Source organism: Clostridium pacaense, assembly GCF_020709765.2.
Taxonomy (GTDB): Bacteria; Bacillota; Clostridia; order Lachnospirales; family Lachnospiraceae; genus Enterocloster; species Enterocloster hominis.
Window position 1 is genome coordinate 291,369 of sequence record NZ_JAJFEB020000005.1, and the last position, 24,808, is coordinate 316,176.

Genomic DNA, 24,808 nt, shown 5'->3' on the forward strand with positions numbered 1-24,808 from the left:
CGGATTCTTATGGCGGATTCTCATGGTGAATCCTTATGGCAGATCCTTATGGCAGATTCTCATAGCGGATTCCGTTCAGGATGCAGTCACACACCTGCCGCCGATATGGCCTGTACCGCTTCCTCCCTGGAAAGCCACTGGCCCCATGTATACCCTCCCCTGGCCCTGGATGTATCATAGACCGCATTCAGGGCCTTGTCATATTCCTCCTTCGTCATCACGACGCCGTTCCATTGATACTGGTATACCGGGTTCTGGTTCTCATCATACTGCACCTTTGAGTTATCCCCTGCCCCATAATATCCGGCTGCGGCCTGTACCAGGCGTCCGTCTTCCAGCCGGTATACAATGTCATAGTAGCTGTCCATATTGCCGTCCGAATTACACAACAGGTTTTCCCTTTCAATATAAGAAAAGCCAAGCCTGTCCAGCCGGGATTCCCGGACCTGTCCCTGTGCGTAGCCGGCAATGCTGCAGCCGACCGCCTCGCTGTTACCAATCATCACCAGCTCCGGTATATCGTCATTGTCAATATAGATCAGATTGTACCCCTGCCACTGTTCCCCATCCAGCTCCATGATATAGTCGATGTATGCCTGTTTCCATTCAGGACCCGCACTGACGGCATCCCCTCTTCCCACGCCTAAAAATCCCAGGATTGACTTCACCGTCTTATCTGCAACCGCTGAGTTTGCCACATCCGAAAGATCCTTCTCAAGGACAAAGGAACCGTCCGCGCTGCCGCGGTAAATCCTTGCCTCCGAGTATCCTGTCCCCGCCTCAGGGCCGGATGCCGGGGAATAACTGCAGATGATGATGATATCACTGTAACCATCGCTGTTATAGTCTGGAAATGATACGGCTTCCACCTGATTGAAGGTCTCATTGGCACGGACATTGTCCCCGTATACGCCCTCCAGGGTATCCACAGCCCGCCCGTCCTTCTCCAGCCTGAACACCACATCCCCCAAAGGATTTTTAGCTGGATCAGGTCCGTAGGAAGCAAAGGTCACATCGCCCAGCGGAATCAGGCTGACCTGGAATGTCTGGTCCTTTATCAGCCTGGCCTGTATCCCGCCGTCCTGTTCCTGGGCGCCGCCCGCCCCACTTTCCTGTACCTCACTGTTCCCTGTCCCGTCCTGCAGACCGCTGTTCCCTATCCCGTCCTGCAGATTGCTGTTACCAGTCCCATTCAGCGTCCCGCTGTTTTCCTCCCCGTTCCCCGGCTTCCCGTCTATCCAGATTTCACTGTTTTCTTCTGTCTGCCCGGTACGGGATTCCTCTGTTTCCTTTGCCTTGCCGTCAGGACCGCAGGCGGTCAATGCCGCGCAAAGGGCCATCAGGCACAGGGCTGCCGTGCATTTTCTTACACTGATTTTCATGATTTTTTCCTCCCAATGTCCGTTATTGTAGGTCATTTCTCTGTAAAGCATTGCTATATCGGGGATTTCCCCACATGAAAAGAGCCGGGAGCTTCCTGTTCCCAGCCGCTTATCATTACGATTCCAGCCTGGCATATCCGGCGCAGGAGGATTCCCTCCCTTCCAAGGCCGCCTGTCTGGCTATCCTGCTAATGAGGCGCTCAGCCATGGCCGCCGATGTCAGTGTCACATATATCTCCAGCGCGCTGCTGATGATCCCGGCTGCTGCCAGAAGAAGCGCGGACCCGCCCACAATGGCCAGCCAGCCATAAAGGAACCCCCGGTAGACCTGGGGATATATCTGGTACTGGGACCATATGACCAAAAGCAGGTATAAAAGCACCAGTACCGCGGATAAAAATGCAAATATGATATGTAACACTGATTTCAGCGGAAGCTCCCCGGGAAGATAAGGCGTCGTGATGGCGCAGAACAACAGCACCAGGGCAGACGGGACCATCCTCCCGCAGGCAGGATGCAGGGTCAGACGGGATTTAAGTTTCCTGTGGACTATATGGAAAAAACCGCCCACCAGCACGCCCCACAGGAAAAAAGACCGCTTTTTATCAAAGAAGTTGCCAATAACAGAAAAATTGGTGGTAAACCAATTGTATCCTCTTGTAAATAAGACCGTATATACGGGAATTAAAAAGTAAGCCCAGAATTTCATCAATTGACCAGTCCGTTTCTTTTGTTTTATACAGTATAGCAGACAGTTGGAAATTTATATTTAAGAAAAAATGATTTCTTTCTGAACAATTGATAAAATATTCTTACGTCCTCCCTCCCCTATTCCATCCTTCTAAGTACCGTGCGCTCAAATTCATCCACCGGCATCGGTTTTGCAAAATAATATCCCTGTCCTATGTCGCAGCTGACCGATTGCAGGAATTCCAGCTGGACTTCATTTTCAATCCCTTCCGCAACCGTTGTGATGGAAAGCGCCTTGGCAAGATGGATGATGCTTTCAATCACCACCTGTCCCCGGGGGGAGGTGGACTGTTCCGACAGGAACTCCTTATCCAGCTTAAGCTCCGCAATATCCAGATCTTTCAGGGTGTTCAGGGAGGAATAGCCGCTGCCGAAATCATCCATGGATATGGAAAATCCCATATCATGGAGTTTATTGATTACCATCTTGACCTGGGCCAGATTGCTCATGGCCACGCTTTCCGTCACCTCAAGGATGATCATGTCCGGGTCAATGCTGTACCGGTCCACAATCTGGCGGAACTTGTCAAGGTACTCCTCGTCATAGAAAAATATCCTGGACTGGTTCACGGATATGGGCCGCACCTTGTATCCCTGTTTCATCCAATGGGAAACCCGGCGGCAGGCCTCCTCCAACATATACATGTCCAGTTCAGTGATAAATCCATTTTCCTCGAATATGGGGATGAACTCATCCGGATAATGTATGATTTCCCCATTTGAGCACCAGCGGACAAGGGCTTCCGCACTGTGAAGGGAACCATCCTCCAGATAATACTTCGGCTGGAGATACATGTGGAATTCCCCGTTGGCCAGCGCGGCCTGCATCTGGCTGGCAATCTCAATCTTCCTGCGCGCCTTTTCATGCATTGCCCCGTCATAAAATGCAATGGGGTTGGTGGTATTGCCATTGACGCTGTTAAGGGCCAGCAGGGCGCCGTTAATCACGGTATCCGGCGATGCAGGGTCCTGTCTGTCCGGATCCGGCGCCTGGATGATATAAACCCCGAAATTACAGTTAATGCGGTAGTCCTGATTGGGACTTATGGTATATTCATTGATGCCCTTCTGTATTTTTTTAATCCTGTCCGTCAGTTCTTCCCTGCCCTGGTAATAAACCAGCATCCCGAAACGGTCGGCATTATCCCGGTAATAGCGTTCCCCCTCCCTGATATCAGCGCGTAAGACCTTCGCAATATGCAGCAGGAAGAGATTACCTTTCTCAAAGCCGAAAAATTCATTCACAAACTTAAAACCGCTTATGTTCATCAGCACGATGGCCCGGTCCGCTGTCTCCTTTAACAGGACAGGCAGCTCCGATACAAACCGGTTCCTGTTATCAGCCCCTGTCAGGCTGTCCTTATATGCAAAGAGCCTGAGGGATTCATGCTCCCTTTTTAATAAGGTATAGATATACAGGAACAGGACTGCGAACAAAAGGAAGATACAGGCCATCACACCGGCAAACACAATGAATACGCTGTCAAAATTGTGATTCAGGAACGTCTGCGGCACCAGACAGAAAATCTGCCATCCATTAACCCCCACCGGAATAAAGGTTACCCAGTAGGCTTTCCCCTGATACTGGAAGACAGCAAACGAATCACCGCCCGTTCCAATGTCAGCCAATATGGAGGAACGGACCTCATCCGTGAAATCCCCGTCATCAAAAATGTTGCCCATCTGTTTATTTATGACCGCATGGCCGGAACGCAGGACGAAATTCCCCTTCTGGTCAATGATATGTACATAGGCAATGCCGTCAAAAATCTCCTGGCTGATGATATCCGAGAGGTTGGATGTGGTCCGGGTAGCCGTAACCGCGCCAATGACATTCCCCTTATGGGTAACCGGGACCCCGTAACAGACAACCGTGTTATCCGACATCTTGTCTTTCATGATCCCGGAGACAACGGACTCGCCTGATAAGGTCCTGGCAATGAAGTCTTCATCGCTGGTATCCACCCCATAGTGCCTTGTTCCGTCCGTATCTATAAAATATCCCTTGCAGTCAGGAAAAACAAATCCCATACGGATAAAGTCACTGCGGGTGCCCTCTTCCTCCAGATAAGCCAGTACCACATCCAGATTCACGGAACCATGCTGTCCTGTAATGGCAGCCACTGCGTCCAAGGTCTGGATATCCCCGTCAATCTGCTCCGTAATGATATTCTTATACTGGGATACAATCTCTTTCATATACTTCTGCGCTTCTTTTTCCTGGGTGCCTTTGATACTGAAATAGCTGACACCGCCTGCCATCACAAGAATGACGCTGACAATCGAAAACAGGGCAACCGCTATGGTAATCTGCTTTTTTACTTCCTCTCTGGCCAAGGTTTTTCCTCCTATGCATCGCAAGAACATCCTGATTTTTATCATACACCATAATTATAAGTTATTCAATCATCACAGATAATAAATGGAATTTGTTTTTTGATACCTGGCACGGGCGTATATATTACCATAAAACCGGCTGGCAGGCCATCCCGTTCTTCTTTAACCTGTGCAACGCCCTCTCCCAGACGCAGGCGGCGGTCCAGATAGATCTCACACTGGCTGGGAACCGCATTGAGGGAGGCGCCTCCCATCCCCGTCATTGACCTGCGCCGTATCCATGTGGGAATCAAAATGTATGACCTTGCCTCCGCTTCTGTCCTCATGGTACGGACACACAGGCCCAGGCGCGCATCCATGGCAGTGACTCCGTCCAGACCATACCGGCCTTCATCAGCGGACATTGCAGCGAACCCCTTACCATTGACAGGATTGCCAGGGAGATATCCCTAAGCTCCAGTGAATGCTGCCGCCTGTTTAAAAGGAAACTGGGGACAACGCCCCTGCAGTACAGGAAGTCCGCATTTTCATGAAACCGGCCCGGAAATGGCGGCAATGTTTCCCAACAGGAGACATCTGTTCGTGTTTACGGCACAAATACATTTTATTTAAAAATGTCCGTCTGATGCGGATATTTTCTCTTGATATTTGGTCTGTCTGCCCTTATAATGGAGATATAAGATACTTGGAAATGAGCTGTTTTTTCACACTCGCATATGTAGCAAGGGGGTTATATCATGCAGGATCATACCATGTGGGCTTTAACAAAAAAGAAGCCGGAAACCGGGCTTTGGATGGAGCGTGTCCCGGTTCCGGAAGTAGGACCAAATGATGTGAAGATCAAAATTCACAAAACAGCTATCTGCGGGACAGACGTACATATCTATCAATGGAATGAGTGGGCGCAGCACACAATTCCAATCGGCCTTACGGCCGGGCACGAATATGTGGGGGAGATTGTGGAAGTCGGTTCCGGGGTGGACGGACACACCGTAGGGGACCTGGTATCCGGGGAAGGCCATATCACCTGCGGCAAGTGCAGGAACTGCCTGGAAGGACACAAGGAAAACTGCAGGGATGCCAAGGGTGTCGGCGTGAACCGTAACGGCGCTTTCGCGGAATATCTGGTGATTCCCTCATCCAATGTATGGAGCTGCCGCCCGAATATACCGGAAGAGCTTTATGCAATATTCGATCCATTCGGCAATGCCACCCATACGGTCCGCTCCTATGACGTGCTGGGTGAGGATGTGCTGATTGCCGGCGCAGGACCCATCGGCATCATGGCCGCTGCCATTGCAAAGTTCAGCGGCGCCCGTCATGTGGTGGTTACGGATATGAATGAATACCGCCTGGACCTGGCAAGGAAACTGGGAGCCACCAGGACCGTGAACCTGAAGCAGGAAAAACTGAGGGATGTAATGAAGTCCATCGGGATGACAGAAGGCTTTGACGTGGGGCTTGAGATGTCCGGCAGCCCGGCGGCCCTCTCCGATATGATCCTCAATATGAAACACGGCGGCAACATTGCCCTTCTGGGACTTCAGGGACGTGAAACCATTGTCAATCTGGAAACCGTGATTTTCAACGGCCTGAATATCCGGGGCATTTACGGCAGGAAGGTTTGGGATACCTGGTATAAGATGACCACCATGATAGAGGCAGGCCTGGATATCTCCCAGATCATCACCCACCGTTTTGATATCCGCGACTATGAAAAGGGATTTGAAGCCATGATTTCCGGGCAGTCCGGCAAAGTAGTCCTGGACTGGTCCCACATTAACGAATAACCATATTGAAAAGGAGATGTAAAGATGGCCCGCAAGAATGATATTTTAAGTATTTATACAAAAGAAGTAGAGGAAATCAGGGAAGCCGGACTTTTTAAGGGTGAAGCGCCCATTGCCTCCGCCCAGGGCGCCCGGGTAAAACTGGAGGACGGCCGGGAGGTCATCAACATGTGCGCCAACAACTATCTTGGCCTTGGCGACAGCCAGAGACTGATTGACGCGGCCAAGAGGACCTACGATGAAAGAGGCTACGGCATGGCTTCGGTCCGCTTTATCTGCGGGACCCAGGACATACACAAACAGCTGGAAGAACGGATTTCCCATTTCCTTGGAACGGATGACACCATCCTCTATTCCTCCTGCTTTGATGCCAACGGAGGGCTGTTCGAGACAATCCTTGGCCAGGAGGACGCTGTAATCAGCGATGAGTTAAACCATGCCTCCATCATCGATGGGGTGCGCCTGTGCAAGGCCAAACGCTACCGCTACAAAAACAATGACATGGCTGACCTTGAAGAACGGCTGAAGGAAGCGGATGCCGCCGGAGCAAGGGTTAAACTGATTGCAACCGACGGTGTGTTCTCCATGGACGGCATCATCTGTAACCTGAAGGGCGTATGCGACCTGGCCGATAAGTACAACGCCCTGGTCATGGTTGACGACAGCCACGCGGTAGGCTTTGTGGGCAGACATGGCCGCGGCACAGCGGAATATAACGGCGTGGAAGGCCGGGTGGACATCATTACAGGCACCCTGGGCAAGGCCCTTGGCGGCGCTTCCGGCGGATATACATCCGGGCGCAGGGAAATCATTGACCTGCTCCGTCAGAGAAGCCGCCCCTACCTGTTTTCCAACACCCTGGCTCCCGCCATCGTGGGCGCCAGCCTGGAACTGTTCGACATGCTGGAGGAAAGCACCCAGTTACGTGACCATTTAGAGGAGACCACCGCTTACTACAGGAAGCAGCTGACTGACAACGGGTTCGATATCATTCCAGGAACCCATCCGTGCGTGCCTGTCATGCTTTATGATGAAAAGCTGGCAGGGGAATTTGCAAAAAGGATGATGGCAAAGGGCGTGTATGTAGTTGCCTTCTCCTTCCCCGTGGTGCCAAAAGGCAAAGCCAGGATCCGCACCCAGGTGTGCGCAAGCCATACCAGGGAAGATATTGATTTTATTGTGAAGTGCTTTAAGGAAGTGCGGGAAGAGATGGGGCTTAGCTAATATTTTATAATCAGCCGGGATGAAACAAGGGGGTACGGCGCAGACAGCGTATGCTGGCTGTACCGTACTCCCTTTCACTTGCCTACTTATACTTTCACTTGGCCGCTTTTGCTTTCACATGGCCGCTCATGCTTTGACTTGGTCGCTTATGCTTTCACTTGGCCGCTCATGCTTTTAATCAGCCGCTTTAGCTTTCTCCCAGCCACTAAAAACTGCCATATGGCATAGCCTGACAATGCATGTTTCCCTTGCGTTCCCTATACCAGCGCAATAAACTGGTCTATGGCCTGCCGTATGGTCCTGCACTGCAGTTCCTGCTTCTTAATGCCATTGTCTTCAATACTGACCACATGGAAGACAAAGTCGTTGATGGGGACGTAATCCATTTCAATCAGTACGTTTGCATCCAGGTCCTGAACCAGCACAACCGTATTCTGTGTACTGTTTATATACCCCTGCACCCTGGATAGATATCTCAAACAGTCCGTTTCATTCCCAAAAGCGTCTGCCAGTTCATTAAGCGTATCCGCCCTGTCCCCTGCCGTACATTTTGTGTATTTCCACATAGCGCCTCCTTGTCTGACTGGATTGAATCCGTTCCTTATGATTGTTGGTCCGTATCTTATTATAACAGTCCGGGCCTGATTATTCCATTTCTTTTTCGTATGATGGAGGAATCTGATAAAAAAATCCGGCCTTTTCCTTTTCCACGGCTGTTGAAAAAAAATAACTAAAACTGTATAATCAAATAGAACTGATATCCCACCCATTTAAAAAGGTTCGGATGTAATACGAAAGTGTGGTTTACCATGGACACCAAACAGATTGAATATATATTAAAAATAGCCGAAGAAGGCAATATCACCCATGCCGCCGAAAAACTGTTCCTCACACAGCCCGCGCTGAACCAGCAGCTCCTGCGTCTGGAAAAGGAACTTGGGACACGGCTTTTCATACGTTCCCGCACCGACTGGCGCCCCACCGAGGCAGGCAGGGTCTACTTGGAAAATGCACGGAAAATGCTGCAGCTCAAGCAGGACACCTACCGCATCATAAGCGACATGGTTTCCGACCAGAAGGGGCGCCTGTCCATCGGCTTTACACCCGGGCGGGGAATCCACATGTTCTCTGCGGTATACCCCGGATTCCACCGGAAGTTCCCGGATGTCATTGTAAGCCCCAACGAACTGAGCGTCCATAAACAGCAGGAATTAATCAGCCGCGGGGAACTGGATATCGGCTTTATGACGCTCAGTGAAGACCACAAGACAGGCGATACGTATATCCCCATTGCAACGGAGGAAATCTACCTGGTAATTCCCGGCAGCCACCCATTAAGCAGCCTGGCGCCCAAAAACGGTCATGCCGCCCTGGACATCTCAGCTGTCCAAAATGAACCATTTGTGCTGATGTATAAGGAATCCACCATCCGCTCCCTGGTGGATGGTATATTCGCCCAGGCCGGATTTAAGCCCACGGTCCTGTTTGAAACCTCCAACAATAACACAATCCTTACCATGATACAGTCCAACCTCTGCTGCGGGCTGCTTCCTGCATATTATATACAGGACAACCCCGGCGGTATCACCTGCTTCCAGCTTCCCACCAGGCCGGTCTGGGAGGTGGTGGCGTCCTACCGGAAAGGCAGCTATCTGACCCAGGCTGCCCGGTATTTCATTGAATTAACAAAGGAGCACTGGAATCCATGACTGATTCCAGATGCTCCTTTTCCATCAGGTGATTGGCGCTGGGTTGAAGATACATAAATCATTATGAAGCCTGTACTGTTCCGCAAAGCTTTTCCTGCGTCCGCTTGCCACATCGATGATTTCCATGAACAGCTGTGTCCCTATCTCAGGAATGTCAGCCTCCCCGGTTGCAACCGGGCCGGCGTTGATATCGATTAAATCCTGCCACTGTTCCTTCATCTCATTCCGTGAGCAGACCTTTATGACAGGAGCAATGGCCAGTCCATAAGGTGTTCCCCTTCCGGTCATGAATACCTGAAGCCCGATTCCCGAAGCCAGCTGGCAGGGACCGCAGACAATATCACTTGCCGGGGTTGCCGCGTATATCAGGCCCTTTTTGGAAGGCTTCTCAGCAGGTGAGAGCACTTCCACAATGGGGGAGGTTCCTGATTTGGCAATGGAACCCATTGCTTTTTCCACAATATTGGCCAAGCCTCCCTTTTTGTTGCCGGGGGTGGGGTTTGCGCTCCGGTCAACCTGGCCCGCGTCCAGGTAATTATCATACCACTTCATCTCTGCGGCCAGCTTCTTCCCCACTTCTTCATTGACGCACCGGTGTCCCAGCAGATATACGCCGTCCCTGACTTCCGTAACCTCTGAAAACAGGACCGTTGCACCGCCCTTTACCAGCATGTCCGCCGCATATCCGGCAGACGGATTGGCCGTGACCCCTGAAAATGCATCGCTGCCCCCGCACTGCATACCAATCAGCAGCTCCGAGAGAGGGAGTGTCTCACGCTTACGCCGGTTCAAAATTGCCAGCTTCTTTTCCGCCATCTCCATCAACGCGTCCACCATTGCATTGAAACCTTTTATCTCCTGGAGGATGATTACATTCTCAGGACATATATCCGCCTCATCCAGAAGCATTTCCACGGTGAATTTCTCACAGCCAAGGCCCACTACCATCAGCTGTCCGCCAAAATTGGGATGCTTTGCCAGGTTCCTGAGTGCCCGTATGGGCACCTTTGCTTCCGGCGCATTGATGGCTACCCCGCATCCATATGCATGGTTCAGGGGGACAATGTCATCTACATTGGGATACTTGGGGAGAAGTTCTTTCCTCATCCTCTCCACCGCCACGTTCAGCACACCGGTCACGCACTGCACCGTGGTGCTGATTCCCAGGATGTTCCTGGTGCCCGCAGGGCCTCCCCACGGGTTGCGGTAACCTTCCCAGACAGTAACCGGAGGCTCCGGCAGATCCGTTACCAGATTCGTGGCAAATTCCATATCATCCACGTCCGGGGGCGTGGGAAGCTCCAGCATGTGTTCGTTAATCCAATCGCCTTTTTTTATCCGGCTGACAGCATATCCCAGGACTACCCCGTAGCGGATGATCTCCCCTCCCTTTTCAATGTCGCACAGGGCAATCTTATGGGCCTGGGGGATGTCCTGGTGGGCAATGACCCCATCCATCACTTCTGTCCCCGCCTTGATGTCCTTCACGGCAATCGCAACATTATCCTGGTCTTTGATTTTTATGTACAGTGGCTCGTTCAAGGTGTTTCCTCCTATTATTTAGAATCTGACAGTTGGAAGCGGATGTCTCCGCCAATTGATTATCTTTATCATATATCATTCCAAACAATAAGTAAAATTGATAATTGTTTTGTATCTCTAATTATTTGTTAGAGTTCTCATGTTGTTACAGGGCCTTCCCTCATAATACAATTCCCCGGTCACCGGATTTTTGGAAAACTTTGTAAAATACCCATTCCAAACAGATTCACATTCACTTGGCCAGGTTGCATGGGCTTTGGTGTCCGTTTCCGTCAGATGCAGCATAGGCACCCCATCCTCTGTCTCAAACACATAGTGCGCCACAAGTCCGTCTTTATAGCTACAGTTCTTCCCCCCATCCATATAGGTGTAATCCGCCCACTTCTTAGTCAGGCCATATCTGCCGCACCAATAGTCCACCAGCTCCTGAGCCTGTGTAAACCCGCCTTTAAAAGCAGCGTCACAGCAGCCCAGGTTGGCTATGATGGGAATCATGGAACCTTCCACGGGCGGCCGCTCCTTCCCTCCGTGTTCCACTGCCTCAATATCAATATGCCTTGCGGAAAATGGAGCCACTGCCGCAAAATAGTCCGGGCGGTAAGCAGCGCAGGCCCAGCTCATCATTCCGCCAGAGGACTGTCCGCTGGCATAGATACGGCTCTTATCAACCGGATAATGCCCTGTCAGCCATTGGTACAGGAAGTCCAGGAACCTCATATCCTCCGGACGCTCCGGCTGCGGCTCCCCTGTATTCCACATGGCCCTGAAAATGTTGTTGGTGCGGATACCGCTGATGGAACGCACCTCATTCGGTTCGGATGCAGTTGGCATGATGATCATGAAACCATACTTATCAGCCACATAGCTCCAGCCGATACGGTCCGCAATCTCATCCCCGCTTCCTCCGGCGCCGTGGAACACGAACACGGCCGGCATCCCGCCCTCCTTTGGTGCGGACTTGGGAACATAAACATACCACTCCCTCCGGTAGGTATCACGCCTGTCCCCATAATATCCGCCCCACACATCGGCTGAGAACTTTTCAAAGCCTCTTTCATATATATTGCCCGCCCGCCTCAGGGCGCCATTGTTATTGCCCGGATAGCGGTAGATCCCGTCAAACAGCTCTGTCAGGACCGCCTCGCTGTACTTCCGGCCCACGCTCTTTTCCCATGGTCCGAAATCCGCCACCACATTGGCACACCAATGTTCATCCACGGTGCCGCCTTCCTGCGGGACCCAGGTAATCCTCATCCCATCCGCACCATCGGATACAGGATTGGATGAGGCGCCGAATCCGGCACTGGAACCAGCCCCGGATACAATACCGGAATCCCCGCTGTGATTCGCATGCCTGTAATAGCCAATCTCCCGCTCTGCCGCTTCATCCTTTCCTGCGGATAAAAGCCACACAGGACACTGCACCTGGCTGTAACAGACGCCTTCCACACGGGACTGCGTTGTCCTCAAAGCCTCTGCCTCTTCTGCTGTCATCCCGCTGGTTCCAAGCAAAGCCACAGCCGCGTAGGCCCTGGGCATCTTCCTGCTCTGCGCGCCCACCGCATCCGCCGCGTCCCCATAGGCAGCCGCATAGAAATTGGCCTGGAAGGAACAGAATAAAGGCCGCACCGCAAGGTCGTTGTTAAGGGCATTGAGATAATCCAGGTCAGCCCCGTCGTTTTTCCAGACGCCACCGTCCCCGGCTTCCATCAGCACCAGATAAAGCCCATAACGGTCTGAAAGCTCCTTCCAGCCGCTTTCCACCATGAACTCCCAGGGATTCCTTCCTCCCGGTATACCGATAAAGACCGTGGGCTGGTTGTAGATGGAACCCTCGGGTATGTAAAATTTTGCGGAACGGGTCACTGTCCCGCTGACAGCGCAGTCAAACTGGTAATACCCATGAAGGAACTGCCTGTAATAATTCTTTCTGTCTATTGTCACCAGGGAAGCGTCCGGTAAAACCTGGGCCACCGGTTCCTGTAAATATGATTTCATGGCTGATACCTCACCTTTCTATAATTATATATATTGCATGACAAGCCAAACACACCCTAATCCTACGCCGGATACACCGGGAAGAAGATGCTGGCTGAAATAACAAGGGTCACAACCGCAATCAGCAGATAGGGCAGCGTAAACTTAAGAAGCTTACCCGGCTCATGCTGTCCAATGGCAAACGCCAGGGCACACTCTGCTGAGCCGCTTGGGAAAGCGATGGCCATGATGGATGCAATATTGATGATCAGTACGATTCCCCTTGGATCCATACCCGCGACCATGGAAAGCGATGCGGCAATGGGGGTAAGGACAGCCGCTGTCCCTGTATTAGACATAAAGGTGGTCATCACAATGGAGGTAACTGCAAATACAAAAAGCACGAACACGCCGGAGGGCTTATCCCCAAGAAGCACAAGGAGGCCATTTCCAATCATATCACCCACACCGGATCTGCCGATGGCATCCGACATCACAAGGACGCCCGCAATCATCCACACCATGTCCCCGGTCAGGGAATTGACCGTTTCCTTGGTGGTCAGTGTCTTTGTGTAAAGCAGCACAAGCACGCCGGCAGCCGGAATCACATACATCAGATTGCCAATCCTTGCCCCAAAAATAAATCCTAAAAGAACACCGATAAATACAATATTGATAATTGTCTCGTCACGCCTTGATATGGCCGTGGTCTCCTTTATCTCCTTTACATCGGAGGTATTGACCCCATGCCTTGGAATGAATTTCCATGCAAATAAGGCGTAGATGGTAAGGGCTGTTGCAGGTATGAAGGAAACCTTAATAAAATCCCCGGGCAGAAGCATCAGGGCCGGGTTACTTATGATGCCCTCATAATATGCATTGGCCGTCGGGGACATGGTTGCTCCCAGTCCCACGGGGAATTTAAGGCTCCAGGCAGCCATGACGGCAAATGCAGCAAAAATCATACGCGAAGCACAGATTTCATCCTTATCATCCAGGGATACCAGGAACAGGGCGACAATGGAGACAATGGCCGTCCTTCCCATAAGCTGTGACAGCACAATGGTTACCAGGAATAGAAAGATGATGAACGCAAGCCCGCTTTTTCCCTTAATCCTCTCCATGCTGTTCCTGACCTTATTGATAAGGCTTGTCTTACCAAAGGCATAGGCAACCGTAAACATACAGGCAATCAGTATCGTGGTCTTGTTAGCCAGACCTGAAAACGCCGTTGAAATATCAAACACACCTGTTAAAGCAAGCATCACGCAGCAGGTCATGGTGGTCACACCATAAGGGACCTTGTGTGTAAAAAACATGGCAATCATAAAAACCAGCAAACCTAAAACAATATACATCTGCATAAATGTACCCCTCATACTTTCCTATCATTTAAGTAAAATTCATTAATTACATTCATACTCCAGATAACACTAACCTATCTTCCATCCTCTGCCGGCAATTGGATGTGGTTGTGCCATCCCTGTAAATCTTATGTTTTAAGTATAGTTTAAATATTCCTTATTGACAACCATATTAAATTCATGTTAACTTTAAGTAAAAGTTATGGAGGTTTGCTATGGACTTGAAGGACCAGAAATACATGGCGGCGCTGGCTGGCGAGGGTTCCCTTACCAGGGCGGCCAGACGTCTTAACCTGTCACAGCCAGCCCTTTCCAAGTGGCTCGGCGACCTGGAGCAGGAACTTGGCCTGTCACTGGTCATACGCTCCAGGCAGGGACTGATTTTCACGGAAGCCGGGCAGATTTACCTGGAAGGGTGCAGGGAATGTCTGGAAGCCGCCCTTGATATAAGAAGGAAGCTGGACACCCTGTCCCAGAAGACAAAACAGAGCATCATCCTGGGTGGAAGTCCCATCCGGGGCGCTCAGGCATTTGCCAAGATATATCCGGATTTCCGCCATCAATACCCGGATATTGACCTTCAGTTTGTAAGCGATAAAAACCCGGTGCTGAAAAAGCTGCTGCTGGAGGGCGAGATTACCATGTCCCTGCTGGGAGCCATGGAAACCAGCCTGCCAAGCCTTGAATATCTTAAATTCATGGATGAGGAGCTGCTGCTCATGCTCCCCAAAGGCCATCCTCTTTCCTACGATTACAAAGAACTTCCGCCAGGCCGTCCCTATCCGGTCATCGACCTGGCAAGCCTGGGTGACACCCCCATCCTCGGCAGCGCCCCCGAGACCTCCTACGGCAATATGGTCCTCTCGTTTTACCGCAATGCAGGCCTGGAACCCAATATCATATTCCGCTCCAACGTGGTACCCCTTCTCTACGAAATGGTGCTCAACGGCGTAGGCGCGGCCATGATTCCGGACTCCTATTATAATCCGGATGACGGCATCAGCGTGTATTCCCTTTCGCCGCGCATCATCGTATACCAGGGAATCGGCCTGCAGAGCGGATATCCCCTTTCAGAGGCAGAGGAATACCTGATCCATCTTGTGATGAACAACTGGGGTTCCCCCTATTACATGCACCAGTATGCCGACTATTATCTTGAACAAAGGAAATTAAGGATAGACGCCTATGAATACAACCAGATTTGAATACCTTTTGGCATTAGAAAGACTCGGCACCATGACCGGGGTCGCGAAGGCATATTTCATCTCCCCCTCCGCTGTCAGCCAGTGCCTTAAAAGTGAAGAAGCCCAGCTGGGCCATCAGCTGTTCAAAAGCGAGAATCACAGGATGGTCCCAACCGAGGCCGGGCAGATTTATCTGAACGGCGCCAGGAAAATCCTTCAGATACGGGAAGCAACCATGGACAGGCTTAACGTCATTCCAAAAAAGCACCATTCCATCCGGATTGCAGCGGCTCCCATGCTCTATGAAAAAGCAGCTTCCATCATCATCCCGGCACTGAACACATTGCTTCCCGGCACTGATTTTGAGCTGCTGCGGGCAGCTTCCATGGTAAGCGTTGCTTATCTGCTGAATGACCTGGCTGATTTTGCACTGCTCTGCTCCCCGCCCTTGAACCATACCCTGCTTTCAGAAGATATCCTGGGCCAGGACCAGCTGCTGCTGGCCGTCCCCAAGGCATATCTGCGCAGCCAGCTGACCGGGCCGCCAACCATAGAGGATTGCGGTTCCCTGCCCTTCATCCTTTTGAAAAACGGTTCCTATACCCGCGGCATTGAAAATGAAATCCTTGCACAGCACCACATTGCCCTGAACCGGATATATGAAGTGGACGACCATGTGATGGCCAGGAATTTTCTTGAAGAAGGACGGGGCGCCACCTTCCTGCCATCCTCCATGATCCCACCCCATGCAGGGCAGCACTTTTTCATCCTTCCCCTCCATCCGCCAAAACCGTTTAATTTCATACTGGCCTACCCCAATTTCAAAAAACCGGACAAGGATAAAAGGGATGTGCCAATGATAGTAAAAAAGGCGTGGGGAAAGATGGACTTTGATTTTTATGATCCGGTATGAAAGCCTGCTTTCCATTACCATTGGATTCTCACTATCACAGAAATAATCCGCACGATTGGATGTATAAAATCAATCCAAATTGGATGTTGTCATACCGGCATTTTCCATTTACAATCACATCATAACCAACCAATCGGAGGCAGGCATGAACATCCATATTGATAAATCCAGGAAAATCCCCCTATACAGACAGATAGCGGAACAGATACAGTCACAGATTACCTCCGGCGAAATCCCCCAGGGGTTCAGGTTCCCCTCGGAACGGCAGCTGGCGGATGCCCTTGGCGTCAACCGGACCACCATACTGAACGCCTACAAGGAATTAAAGGCCGACGGCCTGATGGATTCCCACGTGGGAAGGGGAACCATTGCCGTCAGGCCCGAACGCAGCAGGCCGGAGAAGCACCCTTATTCCAGGGAACCCATGTGGGAATATCTGTTCAGCGATTATATGAAGCATCATGATACGTTTGATGTGAATAAATATCTGGAGATAGCCAACCAGAAGGACGTCATATCATTTGCCGCCGGGATTGCATCCGTTGACACCATTCCGGCGCAGGCGTTTGAAGGAATCGAGAACGAACTGATGACCAGCAGGGAGCGGCTGCTTGTCTCGCCCGTGTCAGGCTTTTACTCCCTGCGCAAAGCGATAAGCTCCTTCATGCAGAAGCGCTCCTGTTTCTGCCAGCCATCGGAGGTCATGATACTGTCCGGCTCCCAGCAGGGCATTGACCTTATCACAAGGGCCTTCATCAATCCCGGGGACGTGGTGGTAATCGAAGAACCCTCATTCTTTCCTGCCATCCAGAGTTTCCGCCTGGCCGGGGCGAAAATCATGGCCGTACCCATGGACGGGGAGGGGATGGATGTGGGAATACTTGAACAGCTGCTGTCCCGTTACCAGCCCAAGCTTATCTACACCATGCCGGTCTTCCACAATCCCTGCGGCGTTTCAATGAGCATGGACAGGCGTATCCGCCTGCTGGAACTGGCCGGTCAGTACGGCATCCCCATATTGGAGGATGACCCCTACAGTGAACTGAGCTATGAAGCCCGGGCCATGTCCCCATTAAAATCAATGGACCAGAACGGACATGTCATCTATCTCAGCACCTTCTCCAAGACAATATCACCGGGACTGAGGCTGGGATGGATGTGCGCCAGCAAGAAACTGATATCCCAGCTGTCCGGCATACGCCAGCTCACAGACCTGCATTCCAGCTGCATTTCCCAGCAGATTGTAGAGCGTTTCATGAACAGTGGGGAAATGGAGCATCACCTCGCCTTCATCCGCAGGGAATATCAGGAACGGCGCGACATCATGATAGAGGCCCTGAACAGATACGCGCCTCCCGGACTGTCCTGGAACCGGCCCGAAGGCGGTTATTATCTGTGGTGCAGGCTGCCGGAAGGCGTCACGGCCTCTGAACTTACTGCAAAAGCAGCGGCAGGAGGGGTTGCCGTGCTGCCCGGCGTGCCGGCCTGTCTGTCCCCCCAAAAGGGCGAGGGCCATATCAGGCTTAACTACACCTATCCTCCAAAGGACAGGATTGCAGACGGTATAGGAATCCTGTGCAGCCTTATCCGCCAGCTCAGTTCCGCGCATAAGGATGAAGAGGCACTGACCGCCGAGATCAATCCAATCCTTTAACCAATTCAATAGCATAAGGAGAATCATCATGGACTACAACTACGCAAGAAGGATGGCAGATATGAAAGCATCCGAAATACGGGAACTGTTAAAGCTGACTGAAAAACCGGAAGTCATTTCCTTTGCCGGAGGGCTTCCGGCCCCGGAGCTGTTTCCCATAGAAGAGATTAAAAAGGCAAACAATCATGTCCTGGACCACAATGGCGGCCAGGCCCTGCAGTATTCCACCACGGAGGGATACGGACCCTTAAGGAAATGGATTGCACAGCGCATGAACGCCCAGCTGGGCACCTCATTCGACGGGGACGATATCATGATGACCAATGGTTCCCAGCAGGCCCTTGACCTTTCAGGAAAACTATTTTTAGACGAAGGGGATGTGGTACTGTGTGAAAGCCCCACCTACCTGGCTGCAATCAGCGCCTTCAAGGCATATGGGTGCAGGTTCGTGGAGGTCCCAACCGATGAGGAGGGAATGATGATTCCAGAACTGGAACATGCATTAAAGGCCGAACCGGATGCAAAGCTGATTTATGTAATCCCTAATTTCCAGAATCCAACGGGAAGGACATGGAGCCTTAACCGCAGGCAGAAGCTGGCCGAACTTTCAGCAGCATACAATGTTGCGGTAATCGAGGACAATCCATACGGGGAACTGCGGTATGAAGGCAGCTTCCTTCCCTCCATAAAATCCTTTGACCGTACCGGCAATATCATATGCACCGGGACATTCTCCAAAATCCTCTGCCCAGGCTACCGCATCGGCTGGATTGCCGGGGAAGCGGAGGTCATACGCAAGTATGTCCTTGTCAAACAGGGCGTGGACCTGCAGTGCAGTACCATTGCCCAGATGGTCATTTCCGCCTATCTGGAACAATATGATATTGACACGCATATCAGGACAATACGCGAGGTCTACAGAAAGCGCCGGGATGTGGCCCTTGACGCCGTAAACCGTTATTTCCCATCCGATATAAAATACACGAAACCGGAAGGCGGGCTTTTTCTTTGGATAGAATTAAATGATGCCGTTGATACGGTTGCGCTGCTTGAAAAGTGTCTTGAGTACAACGTTGCATTCGTACCCGGCAATTCCTTCTATCCCAACAGGAATAAACCGAACACCCTGAGGATTAATTTCTCCAATATGCCGGAGGACCGGATTGAGGAAGGGATTGCGCGGATAGGACAGGTGCTGGTTGTATAAGCCAGCCTGACGGCAGTCTTATTAATTCACCGGGCATTTAGGCCAAGGATGACCGTACGATGTTGAATTACATGGTCAGGATTGCCCGCAGCGGTGCTTCCTGGCGGGATCTGCCAGAATCAGACACATTTTAGCAAAGCGCTTATTAACTGATTTAAGGTAGAAATATTGTAAGCCAACTGATAATTTAGTGAAGGCTAATCTGGGTGCCTTCGACTGGAAATGAGGGCGTTTTTGATGGATATGGGATAAAAAACAGACGAACCGCTCTCACCGGCGTGGGATTTTGAGAGGGAATTTCTAAGAATCATTTGAAATTGTGGAATGGATTGATTATAATAGAGATGTAAAAAGAAAACACCCACTCCAAAAGTGGATGCTCCCAAGGTTTAAATGCTAAATGCCCTTACGGACACCGCCCATCCTGTGGATCAGACAGGGTGGGTATTTTATTTTCGCTTATTCCCCTTATCGAGAAAGGCGCTAATCGCTACAATCAAGCTTCCAAAGGACATCAGCAATGCTAATATACCTATAAAGATTGAAATAATCTCGTATGCTGTCATGGGCGCTGCCGTCTTCGCTCCGCTTCGGTCCTCGCTAAACGGATGCCCACCGGACATCCAGCGACCTTTCCTATGTATTTCGGCGAACCGGTTTTACTAAGACTGGGAGGTGCCACTCCTGTCGTAAGTGTTTTCCTAATATCCATTTTAGCATAAGACATCAAGTAGTTAAATTTATAGCTTAAAAATTTTGTTACTTTGCGTAAATAGTATTACACATATTTTCCAATTCGAAAATCAAATCTTTAATCTCGCTTATCTTCAATTCATCTACAGAATAACCTCCTACAATCTGTACCAAATATTCTTCTTTAGAAAGCTTTTTCTTATGCGTAAATTTATTTATTTCATTTCTTCCTTTAAAAAATTTATTCACATCACCATCACAAGCTTCGCATTTTTTAAATTCTTTCCATTTAGTTTCATATCTTTTTTTATGCTTTTCTCGTGCATCTTCCTCACTTGCTTTAAACTTATCTTCAAAATTTTCAAGCAGATGCTTAGGCTGATACCAATTTGCTATAGCCTGTCTATCTTTGTCTGATTTTGCAACGGAGTAGAAGTGATTATATTGGCACTCATAACATTTTATTGTCTCTCTAAGCAACTCACAATCTATTCCAGTATGCTTCAAAAACATTTCATCAATAAAATACCCTTCTACAGAGTATTTAGATACTATAAAAATAGATTTTTTTATTTTCTCAATTTGTTCTTCTGATAAATCACGTCCAAACTTTATTATATCGTTTAATAATCCATTTTTTCTTTCTTCTACACTCATTCCATCAGAATCTCTAATAATCAAAAATGGAACATCAAATTTATTGTTAATTAACAATTCAGCATTAGCAAAAAATTTTAAATTTTCACAGTTGCCTGTAACCAATATGTTGATTTCATCACTTGCCCCTGGATGTATTTTATTTAAAATACACTCGATAACCGCCTTGTCGTCTTTTCCCTCGACAAAAACAATTCCTTTATTGACCAATATATCATCTGCTCGAATTCCCAATTCTTCAATAACTTCCGAAACAGTAATATCAAAAAGTTTCGCTTCCCCAGATTCCCTTTTTACAAGTTTAATCTGATGTCTTTCCATTTTTCCCACAGTAATAGGTGAATGTGAAGAAAAAACAACTTGGTTATTTAAAGAAATCATCAGTAGCGTATCTATCATTTTTCTCTGAAGCGACGGGTGTAAATATACCTCTGGTTCCTCAATTATCAAAATGTATTCTGTTCTTTTTTGTGCAAGCTTAACATACGCTTCCAAAATGGAAAGAATAATCATACTTTGATACCCTGTTCCACAGTTTAAGATGTCACTTTCTATATTTGTACTCTTATCTAAAATTTTAGTGTAATATGTCGTACCTTTGGAAATATTTACATCTGAGCTTACAATAACCTCAAAATCATTGACGCCAATTGCTTCATTGTAATATTCGGTAATGCTACTGGAAATAGATTTGCAACGCTTAGCACTTTCTTCTGCAATAATATCATTAAGCTGCCTATATGATACCGTATCATTTCCTGCAATTGATATACTTGTTGCCATATCATCATCAAGCATCGAAATTAACTCTTTTAAATATGAATTAGCCCCTGCAGTACTCTCATTTTTAGGATCTCTAATGGCTGGAATAACTTTTAATATAGGTAGTATTTTTTTGAGTTCAATCTCTTTTATTTCCTTTACGGAATCAGCGTCAACATAGTATTTTGTCCCCATTTTATCGGCATTAGTAATAACTAACTTGATGCACATTGAATCATCTGCAATCTGATAAAGTTCTTTGGCTTCTGCGAGTTTCTGCTCTCGTGTTTCTTCGACTTTTTTCCATGCATTCTCTGCTTTAGTTTCATTATCATCTTCTAATTTCCGGGCTCTATCAACTAATTTGAAAATTGCATCTGAAAAAAGCTTATCTTCAATATAATCATCTGTTAATCCATTAAACCAAACAGTAATTTCAATATTATCATGTGTTCCTTTATGAAAATCACTTTTAGAAACCACCTTTTTAACCGAAGGAAATACGCACTGAATGGCATCTAAAATTGCTGATTTTCCTGCATTGTTTTGCCCAATGAATGCCATAATTCTATTATCAATTTCTATTTCTCCTGAATCTTTAATTGATTTATAATTCTTAATCTTTAGCTTAAATATATTCATTTTACCTCCTCCTAAAATTTTTCTCGTTTTCTTCCGGCAAATACTTCACCAGTTCCTCTACCAACTCATACACCTTCGTTCCTGGTGCAATATCTGCCGGCATTTTGCCTTGTCCATCTTTTATGATACGTTTCGCATATCGAATTGCTAATTTCGGATTCCCTTTTTCCATCAGAATATTGAAAATATCTTTCATGTTCTTCTGATATTTTCCTATCCCCAATTCTCTGAACTTATCATTCAGGAACGCAATATACTCTGTCCGGTGATTATTTGCTGTGTAATACGCAAAATGCAGAAGAAACCAGAACTCAATACACTCATTGCTCCATGCAGCATGGTACTGCACATCCGGATTTTCCTGATCCAATCGTTCCGCTCTCTGCACTACACCATTAAAATCTTTTGCCGGAAAGCTGTCTTTATCGTATACACACCAAATCTGCCCTTTCTCGATTTTGTTCTTCTTCACATACTTCTCAGCCATTCCAATTACACGCATCGTTTCCGCCTGACATGGCTCGATTTCAACAAGCACCATATCTCTATAAATTGGATTGTCTTCAATGCATCGCTTAAATCCCTCAAAATATAATGGCTCGGTCTGCTGACCTTCGCAGAAGATATAGTACCGGAATTCTTTTTTCTCCAAATGTTCCTGCCGACGCTTTTTCTTCCACGCCTCCATTCCAGCTTTCTTAGGCATTGACCTTCCCCCAATCTATAATTTTTCTGAGGTACGGGTCAGCCCCATACTTACCTTCCAGATACTGTTTATCAAATTTTGCATCTTTGCGGACAGATTCTCCTTTATCATTTTTGAACTCTACCAGAGAATACAGCTTTGAATTCTGCCTGTTTCCTTTTGCGACAAACCAGATTTCATCTCTTCGGAATACTTCGCTGTTCATGGTAGACAGGTCGTGGGATGTAAATATCAACTGTGCCCCATGCCGATTAATTTCCATATCATTGAACATCATAATAATGTGACGCAGTAAAACCGGATGGATTTTTGCATCTAATTCATCAATTACCAATGTAGTGCCGGAAGCCAAACCATCTGCAATAAATGGCAGCAATTCAAATAATTTTTTTGTACCGCTGGACTCATCGGACAAATTCAGCTCGGATTCATAACCATCCACAATATGTTTAGTATAAACCTCAATCCGTTCATTTTCCATTTCTTCTACACGGAAATTTACAATATCCAAATCCATTTCCTGAATCATGTCCAAAACAAGTGACTTCACATCATCAGAATTTGCTATTGCCATCCGTAATTCCTGAATCGGATTTCCATAATTCAAAAAGTCAATACCATATCCAAACCAATTCAGTATATCCTTTATCACTTCATTTTTTCTGTATGTGATTCCTAAGTAAGAAAGCAATGTCAGTGTCTCAGAAAGTTCATCACTAATTTTCAACTTTGCAAAAACACCTTTCAACTCAATGCCTTCGTCTGATCGTTCAAAAAGGGCCGATCGCCTTCCAGTATCTAACTTCACACGATCCATCCTCTCGTAAAGCACGATATCCTTTTTGACCGTTAAGACGTATCTATACTCCGCAGTTTTAGTACGAAAGAAAAGTTCAAATTCCGTAGGCGCTTCTTTCTCTTCTGCGCCAAACGCAAAAGGTTCAATCAAAATTTTCTTCATTTGAAAAGGATGATAGCTATTACCATCTGTTGCGTATAATGGGCGTAATACTTTTGCTGCCAATATATGAAGTGCTTCCAGCACATTTGATTTTCCGCCACCATTAGGGCCATAAATGGCAGATACCGGCAAATACAATTCCCCATCCTTGTCTTTGATTACCCTATCTTCGTGTTCTGATATAGCAGTAGCCTGCATATCAAAAGTCATTTCATCCCTAATACTTTTGAAATTTTTAACAGTAAATTGACATAGCATGATATCCACCTCCAATGTTTATATCCTTATTATACCGCTTTTTCTTTTTTTGTAAACATTATTCGAGATATTTTCTCAAATATATGCTTGTAATTTTTAAGACTAAATCAAAACGAATTTAGTCATAGTCCAAAAACATAAATCATAAAATAACCGGCTTTTTTACTCGTTAAAAGAGCCACTCAAATCGAATGGCTCTCACTCCCTGTACATGGCATCTTCCGTTCCACTGCTTCCTCCTGTAATATCCGTTCCATTTTGATTTTGTTCACTTCCACAAATATTTTTGCTATGTAATCGGCAGTTTCCTCCGCCGTATTCGGATTGTGAAAGCGGAAATTTACCGTTTTGGCCGCAGATAGAGGGAGATTAACGCAGCCATGAGAACCATTGGCTTTGTAAGTCCTTCCTGACTGGCCCCGGATTGTATGATTCCTATCAGCGCCTCTGTCTCTGATTTCTTATCAATCATCCAGCCATAATGTCCTTTTGTGATGGAAACAACCTGTCCATAAGAAGTTTCCAATTTTTTAGTGCAATAAGCCGTATTATTTTTTACCGATAATTCCCGGACATATTCTTCCACCTTGCTCCAATCAATCGTAACATCTCCCTTATGGTCCATATCCAGCCATTGGACAATGGTACTGCCGTCCAGGACTTCCCTTTTGCTCCCAAAACAACATGTTACCCTTATATCCATATACGGCTTCCATTTCTCCATCTGATTGGTCAGAATCACTGTTTTTTTACCATCCCCCACTTCTTCCAGGAATGTATGACCGCAAAGTACAACAAAACTGCATTTGGAACCCTTCTCCTCCTCTTTCGGCGCTTCAACCTGCCGGTCCTGCGCACCTTCCCTCTTCCTGGAATGCTCCGGCCTTCTGCCCTTTTATCCAGCCTGTCAGCCAATACCATCCGTTCCTCCTTTTTGCTTCAGATCATGCTCTCCGTGATTATAGCATCTGCTTTGTACCATTGAAACCGGATTATTGTATGGCAGACATTTTTTACCCAATAGAGTAGGGAAATAATTGCTAAGAATTATTTCCCTCTCGTTGAACCGTACGTACGGGTCTCGTATACGGCTCTA

Annotated in this window: 21 protein-coding genes; 8 read left to right on the plus strand and 13 right to left on the minus strand. The window is 48.1% G+C overall.

Going from position 1 to position 24,808, the window contains the following annotated elements; all coding sequences use genetic code 11:
- Nucleotides 1–86 precede the first annotated feature (86 nt).
- The 4 genes from LK536_RS41325 to LK536_RS41340 all read right to left on the minus strand — a co-directional run bounded on the left by LK536_RS41325 (nt 87) and on the right by LK536_RS41340 (nt 4,873).
- Nucleotides 87–1,382 (minus strand): hypothetical protein, encoded by a 1,296-nt coding sequence (locus LK536_RS41325; RefSeq protein WP_227795898.1) that lies wholly within the window; start codon nt 1,380–1,382, stop codon nt 87–89.
- Between the two features lie 115 nt (nt 1,383–1,497).
- Entirely contained in the window at nt 1,498–2,091 is a 594-nt protein-coding gene (locus tag LK536_RS41330) for a hypothetical protein (RefSeq protein WP_050927224.1), read from the minus strand.
- A gap of 119 nt (nt 2,092–2,210) precedes the next feature.
- On the minus strand, nt 2,211–4,469 hold the full coding sequence (locus tag LK536_RS41335; protein ID WP_227795897.1) for a bifunctional diguanylate cyclase/phosphodiesterase: 2,259 nt from the start codon (nt 4,467–4,469) through the stop codon (nt 2,211–2,213).
- Nucleotides 4,470–4,534: 65 nt separating this feature from the next.
- A complete protein-coding gene (locus tag LK536_RS41340; RefSeq protein WP_227795896.1) occupies nt 4,535–4,873 on the minus strand; it encodes a hypothetical protein in 339 nt (112 codons plus the stop codon).
- Here LK536_RS41340 and LK536_RS41345 point away from each other — a divergent pair.
- From LK536_RS41345 to LK536_RS41355, 3 genes are all read left to right on the plus strand, one after another.
- Complete coding sequence (locus LK536_RS41345; RefSeq protein WP_227796030.1) at nt 4,862–5,002, plus strand: helix-turn-helix transcriptional regulator; 141 nt, start codon at nt 4,862–4,864, stop codon at nt 5,000–5,002. The genes LK536_RS41340 and LK536_RS41345 overlap by 12 nt on opposite strands.
- 204 nt (nt 5,003–5,206) lie before the next feature.
- Nucleotides 5,207–6,259: an L-threonine 3-dehydrogenase gene (gene tdh, locus LK536_RS41350; protein WP_008717142.1), complete on the plus strand. Its 1,053-nt coding sequence runs from the start codon at nt 5,207–5,209 to the stop codon at nt 6,257–6,259.
- Between the two features lie 24 nt (nt 6,260–6,283).
- Complete coding sequence (locus tag LK536_RS41355) at nt 6,284–7,483, plus strand: glycine C-acetyltransferase (RefSeq protein ID WP_025486842.1); 1,200 nt, start codon at nt 6,284–6,286, stop codon at nt 7,481–7,483.
- A 257-nt stretch (nt 7,484–7,740) separates the two neighbouring features.
- Here the strand turns inward: LK536_RS41355 and LK536_RS41360 are convergent, their stop codons facing one another.
- On the minus strand, nt 7,741–8,049 hold the full coding sequence (locus tag LK536_RS41360) for a hypothetical protein (RefSeq protein WP_227795895.1): 309 nt from the start codon (nt 8,047–8,049) through the stop codon (nt 7,741–7,743).
- A 243-nt stretch (nt 8,050–8,292) separates the two neighbouring features.
- On the opposite strand from LK536_RS41360, the gene LK536_RS41365 reads away from it, so the two are divergent.
- Complete coding sequence (locus LK536_RS41365) at nt 8,293–9,192, plus strand: LysR family transcriptional regulator (RefSeq protein WP_227795894.1); 900 nt, start codon at nt 8,293–8,295, stop codon at nt 9,190–9,192.
- 24 nt (nt 9,193–9,216) lie between these two features.
- Here LK536_RS41365 and garD read toward each other — a convergent pair whose 3' ends face one another.
- The 3 genes from garD to LK536_RS41380 form a co-directional block, all read right to left on the minus strand.
- On the minus strand, nt 9,217–10,734 hold the full coding sequence (garD, locus tag LK536_RS41370; RefSeq protein ID WP_025486830.1) for a galactarate dehydratase: 1,518 nt from the start codon (nt 10,732–10,734) through the stop codon (nt 9,217–9,219).
- A 117-nt stretch (nt 10,735–10,851) separates the two neighbouring features.
- Nucleotides 10,852–12,732, minus strand: coding sequence for a CE1 family esterase (locus LK536_RS41375; RefSeq protein ID WP_227795893.1), 1,881 nt, complete (start codon nt 12,730–12,732; stop codon nt 10,852–10,854).
- A gap of 62 nt (nt 12,733–12,794) precedes the next feature.
- On the minus strand, nt 12,795–14,090 hold the full coding sequence (locus tag LK536_RS41380) for an SLC13 family permease (protein WP_051400707.1): 1,296 nt from the start codon (nt 14,088–14,090) through the stop codon (nt 12,795–12,797).
- Nucleotides 14,091–14,290: 200 nt separating this feature from the next.
- Between LK536_RS41380 and LK536_RS41385 the strand changes: the two genes are divergently transcribed.
- The 4 genes from LK536_RS41385 to LK536_RS41400 all read left to right on the plus strand — a co-directional run bounded on the left by LK536_RS41385 (nt 14,291) and on the right by LK536_RS41400 (nt 19,033).
- Nucleotides 14,291–15,280 carry a LysR family transcriptional regulator gene (locus LK536_RS41385; RefSeq protein ID WP_227795892.1) on the plus strand — a complete coding sequence of 330 codons (990 nt, stop codon included), beginning with the start codon at nt 14,291–14,293 and terminating at the stop codon, nt 15,278–15,280.
- Nucleotides 15,261–16,172 (plus strand): LysR family transcriptional regulator, encoded by a 912-nt coding sequence (locus tag LK536_RS41390; protein ID WP_227795891.1) that lies wholly within the window; start codon nt 15,261–15,263, stop codon nt 16,170–16,172. The genes LK536_RS41385 and LK536_RS41390 overlap by 20 nt, the downstream gene beginning before the upstream one ends.
- A gap of 145 nt (nt 16,173–16,317) precedes the next feature.
- Nucleotides 16,318–17,826, plus strand: coding sequence for a MocR-like pyridoxine biosynthesis transcription factor PdxR (gene pdxR, locus LK536_RS41395; RefSeq protein WP_227795890.1), 1,509 nt, complete (start codon nt 16,318–16,320; stop codon nt 17,824–17,826).
- Between the two features lie 28 nt (nt 17,827–17,854).
- Nucleotides 17,855–19,033: an aminotransferase-like domain-containing protein gene (locus LK536_RS41400; RefSeq protein ID WP_227795889.1), complete on the plus strand. Its 1,179-nt coding sequence runs from the start codon at nt 17,855–17,857 to the stop codon at nt 19,031–19,033.
- Between the two features lie 759 nt (nt 19,034–19,792).
- Here the strand turns inward: LK536_RS41400 and LK536_RS41405 are convergent.
- The 5 genes from LK536_RS41405 to LK536_RS41425 all read right to left on the minus strand — a co-directional run bounded on the left by LK536_RS41405 (nt 19,793) and on the right by LK536_RS41425 (nt 24,633).
- Nucleotides 19,793–21,787 (minus strand): AAA family ATPase, encoded by a 1,995-nt coding sequence (locus tag LK536_RS41405; RefSeq protein ID WP_227795888.1) that lies wholly within the window; start codon nt 21,785–21,787, stop codon nt 19,793–19,795.
- Between the two features lies 1 nt (nt 21,788).
- Nucleotides 21,789–22,493 (minus strand): RloB family protein, encoded by a 705-nt coding sequence (locus LK536_RS41410; RefSeq protein WP_227795887.1) that lies wholly within the window; start codon nt 22,491–22,493, stop codon nt 21,789–21,791.
- Nucleotides 22,486–23,712 carry an AAA family ATPase gene (locus tag LK536_RS41415; RefSeq protein ID WP_227795886.1) on the minus strand — a complete coding sequence of 409 codons (1,227 nt, stop codon included), beginning with the start codon at nt 23,710–23,712 and terminating at the stop codon, nt 22,486–22,488. Before LK536_RS41415 ends, LK536_RS41410 begins: the two co-directional genes overlap by 8 nt.
- Nucleotides 23,713–24,052: 340 nt before the next feature.
- On the minus strand, nt 24,053–24,415 hold the full coding sequence (locus LK536_RS41420) for a peptidoglycan binding domain-containing protein (RefSeq protein WP_227795885.1): 363 nt from the start codon (nt 24,413–24,415) through the stop codon (nt 24,053–24,055).
- A gap of 35 nt (nt 24,416–24,450) precedes the next feature.
- Entirely contained in the window at nt 24,451–24,633 is a 183-nt protein-coding gene (locus tag LK536_RS41425; protein ID WP_040379589.1) for a hypothetical protein, read from the minus strand.
- Nucleotides 24,634–24,808 lie beyond the last annotated feature (175 nt).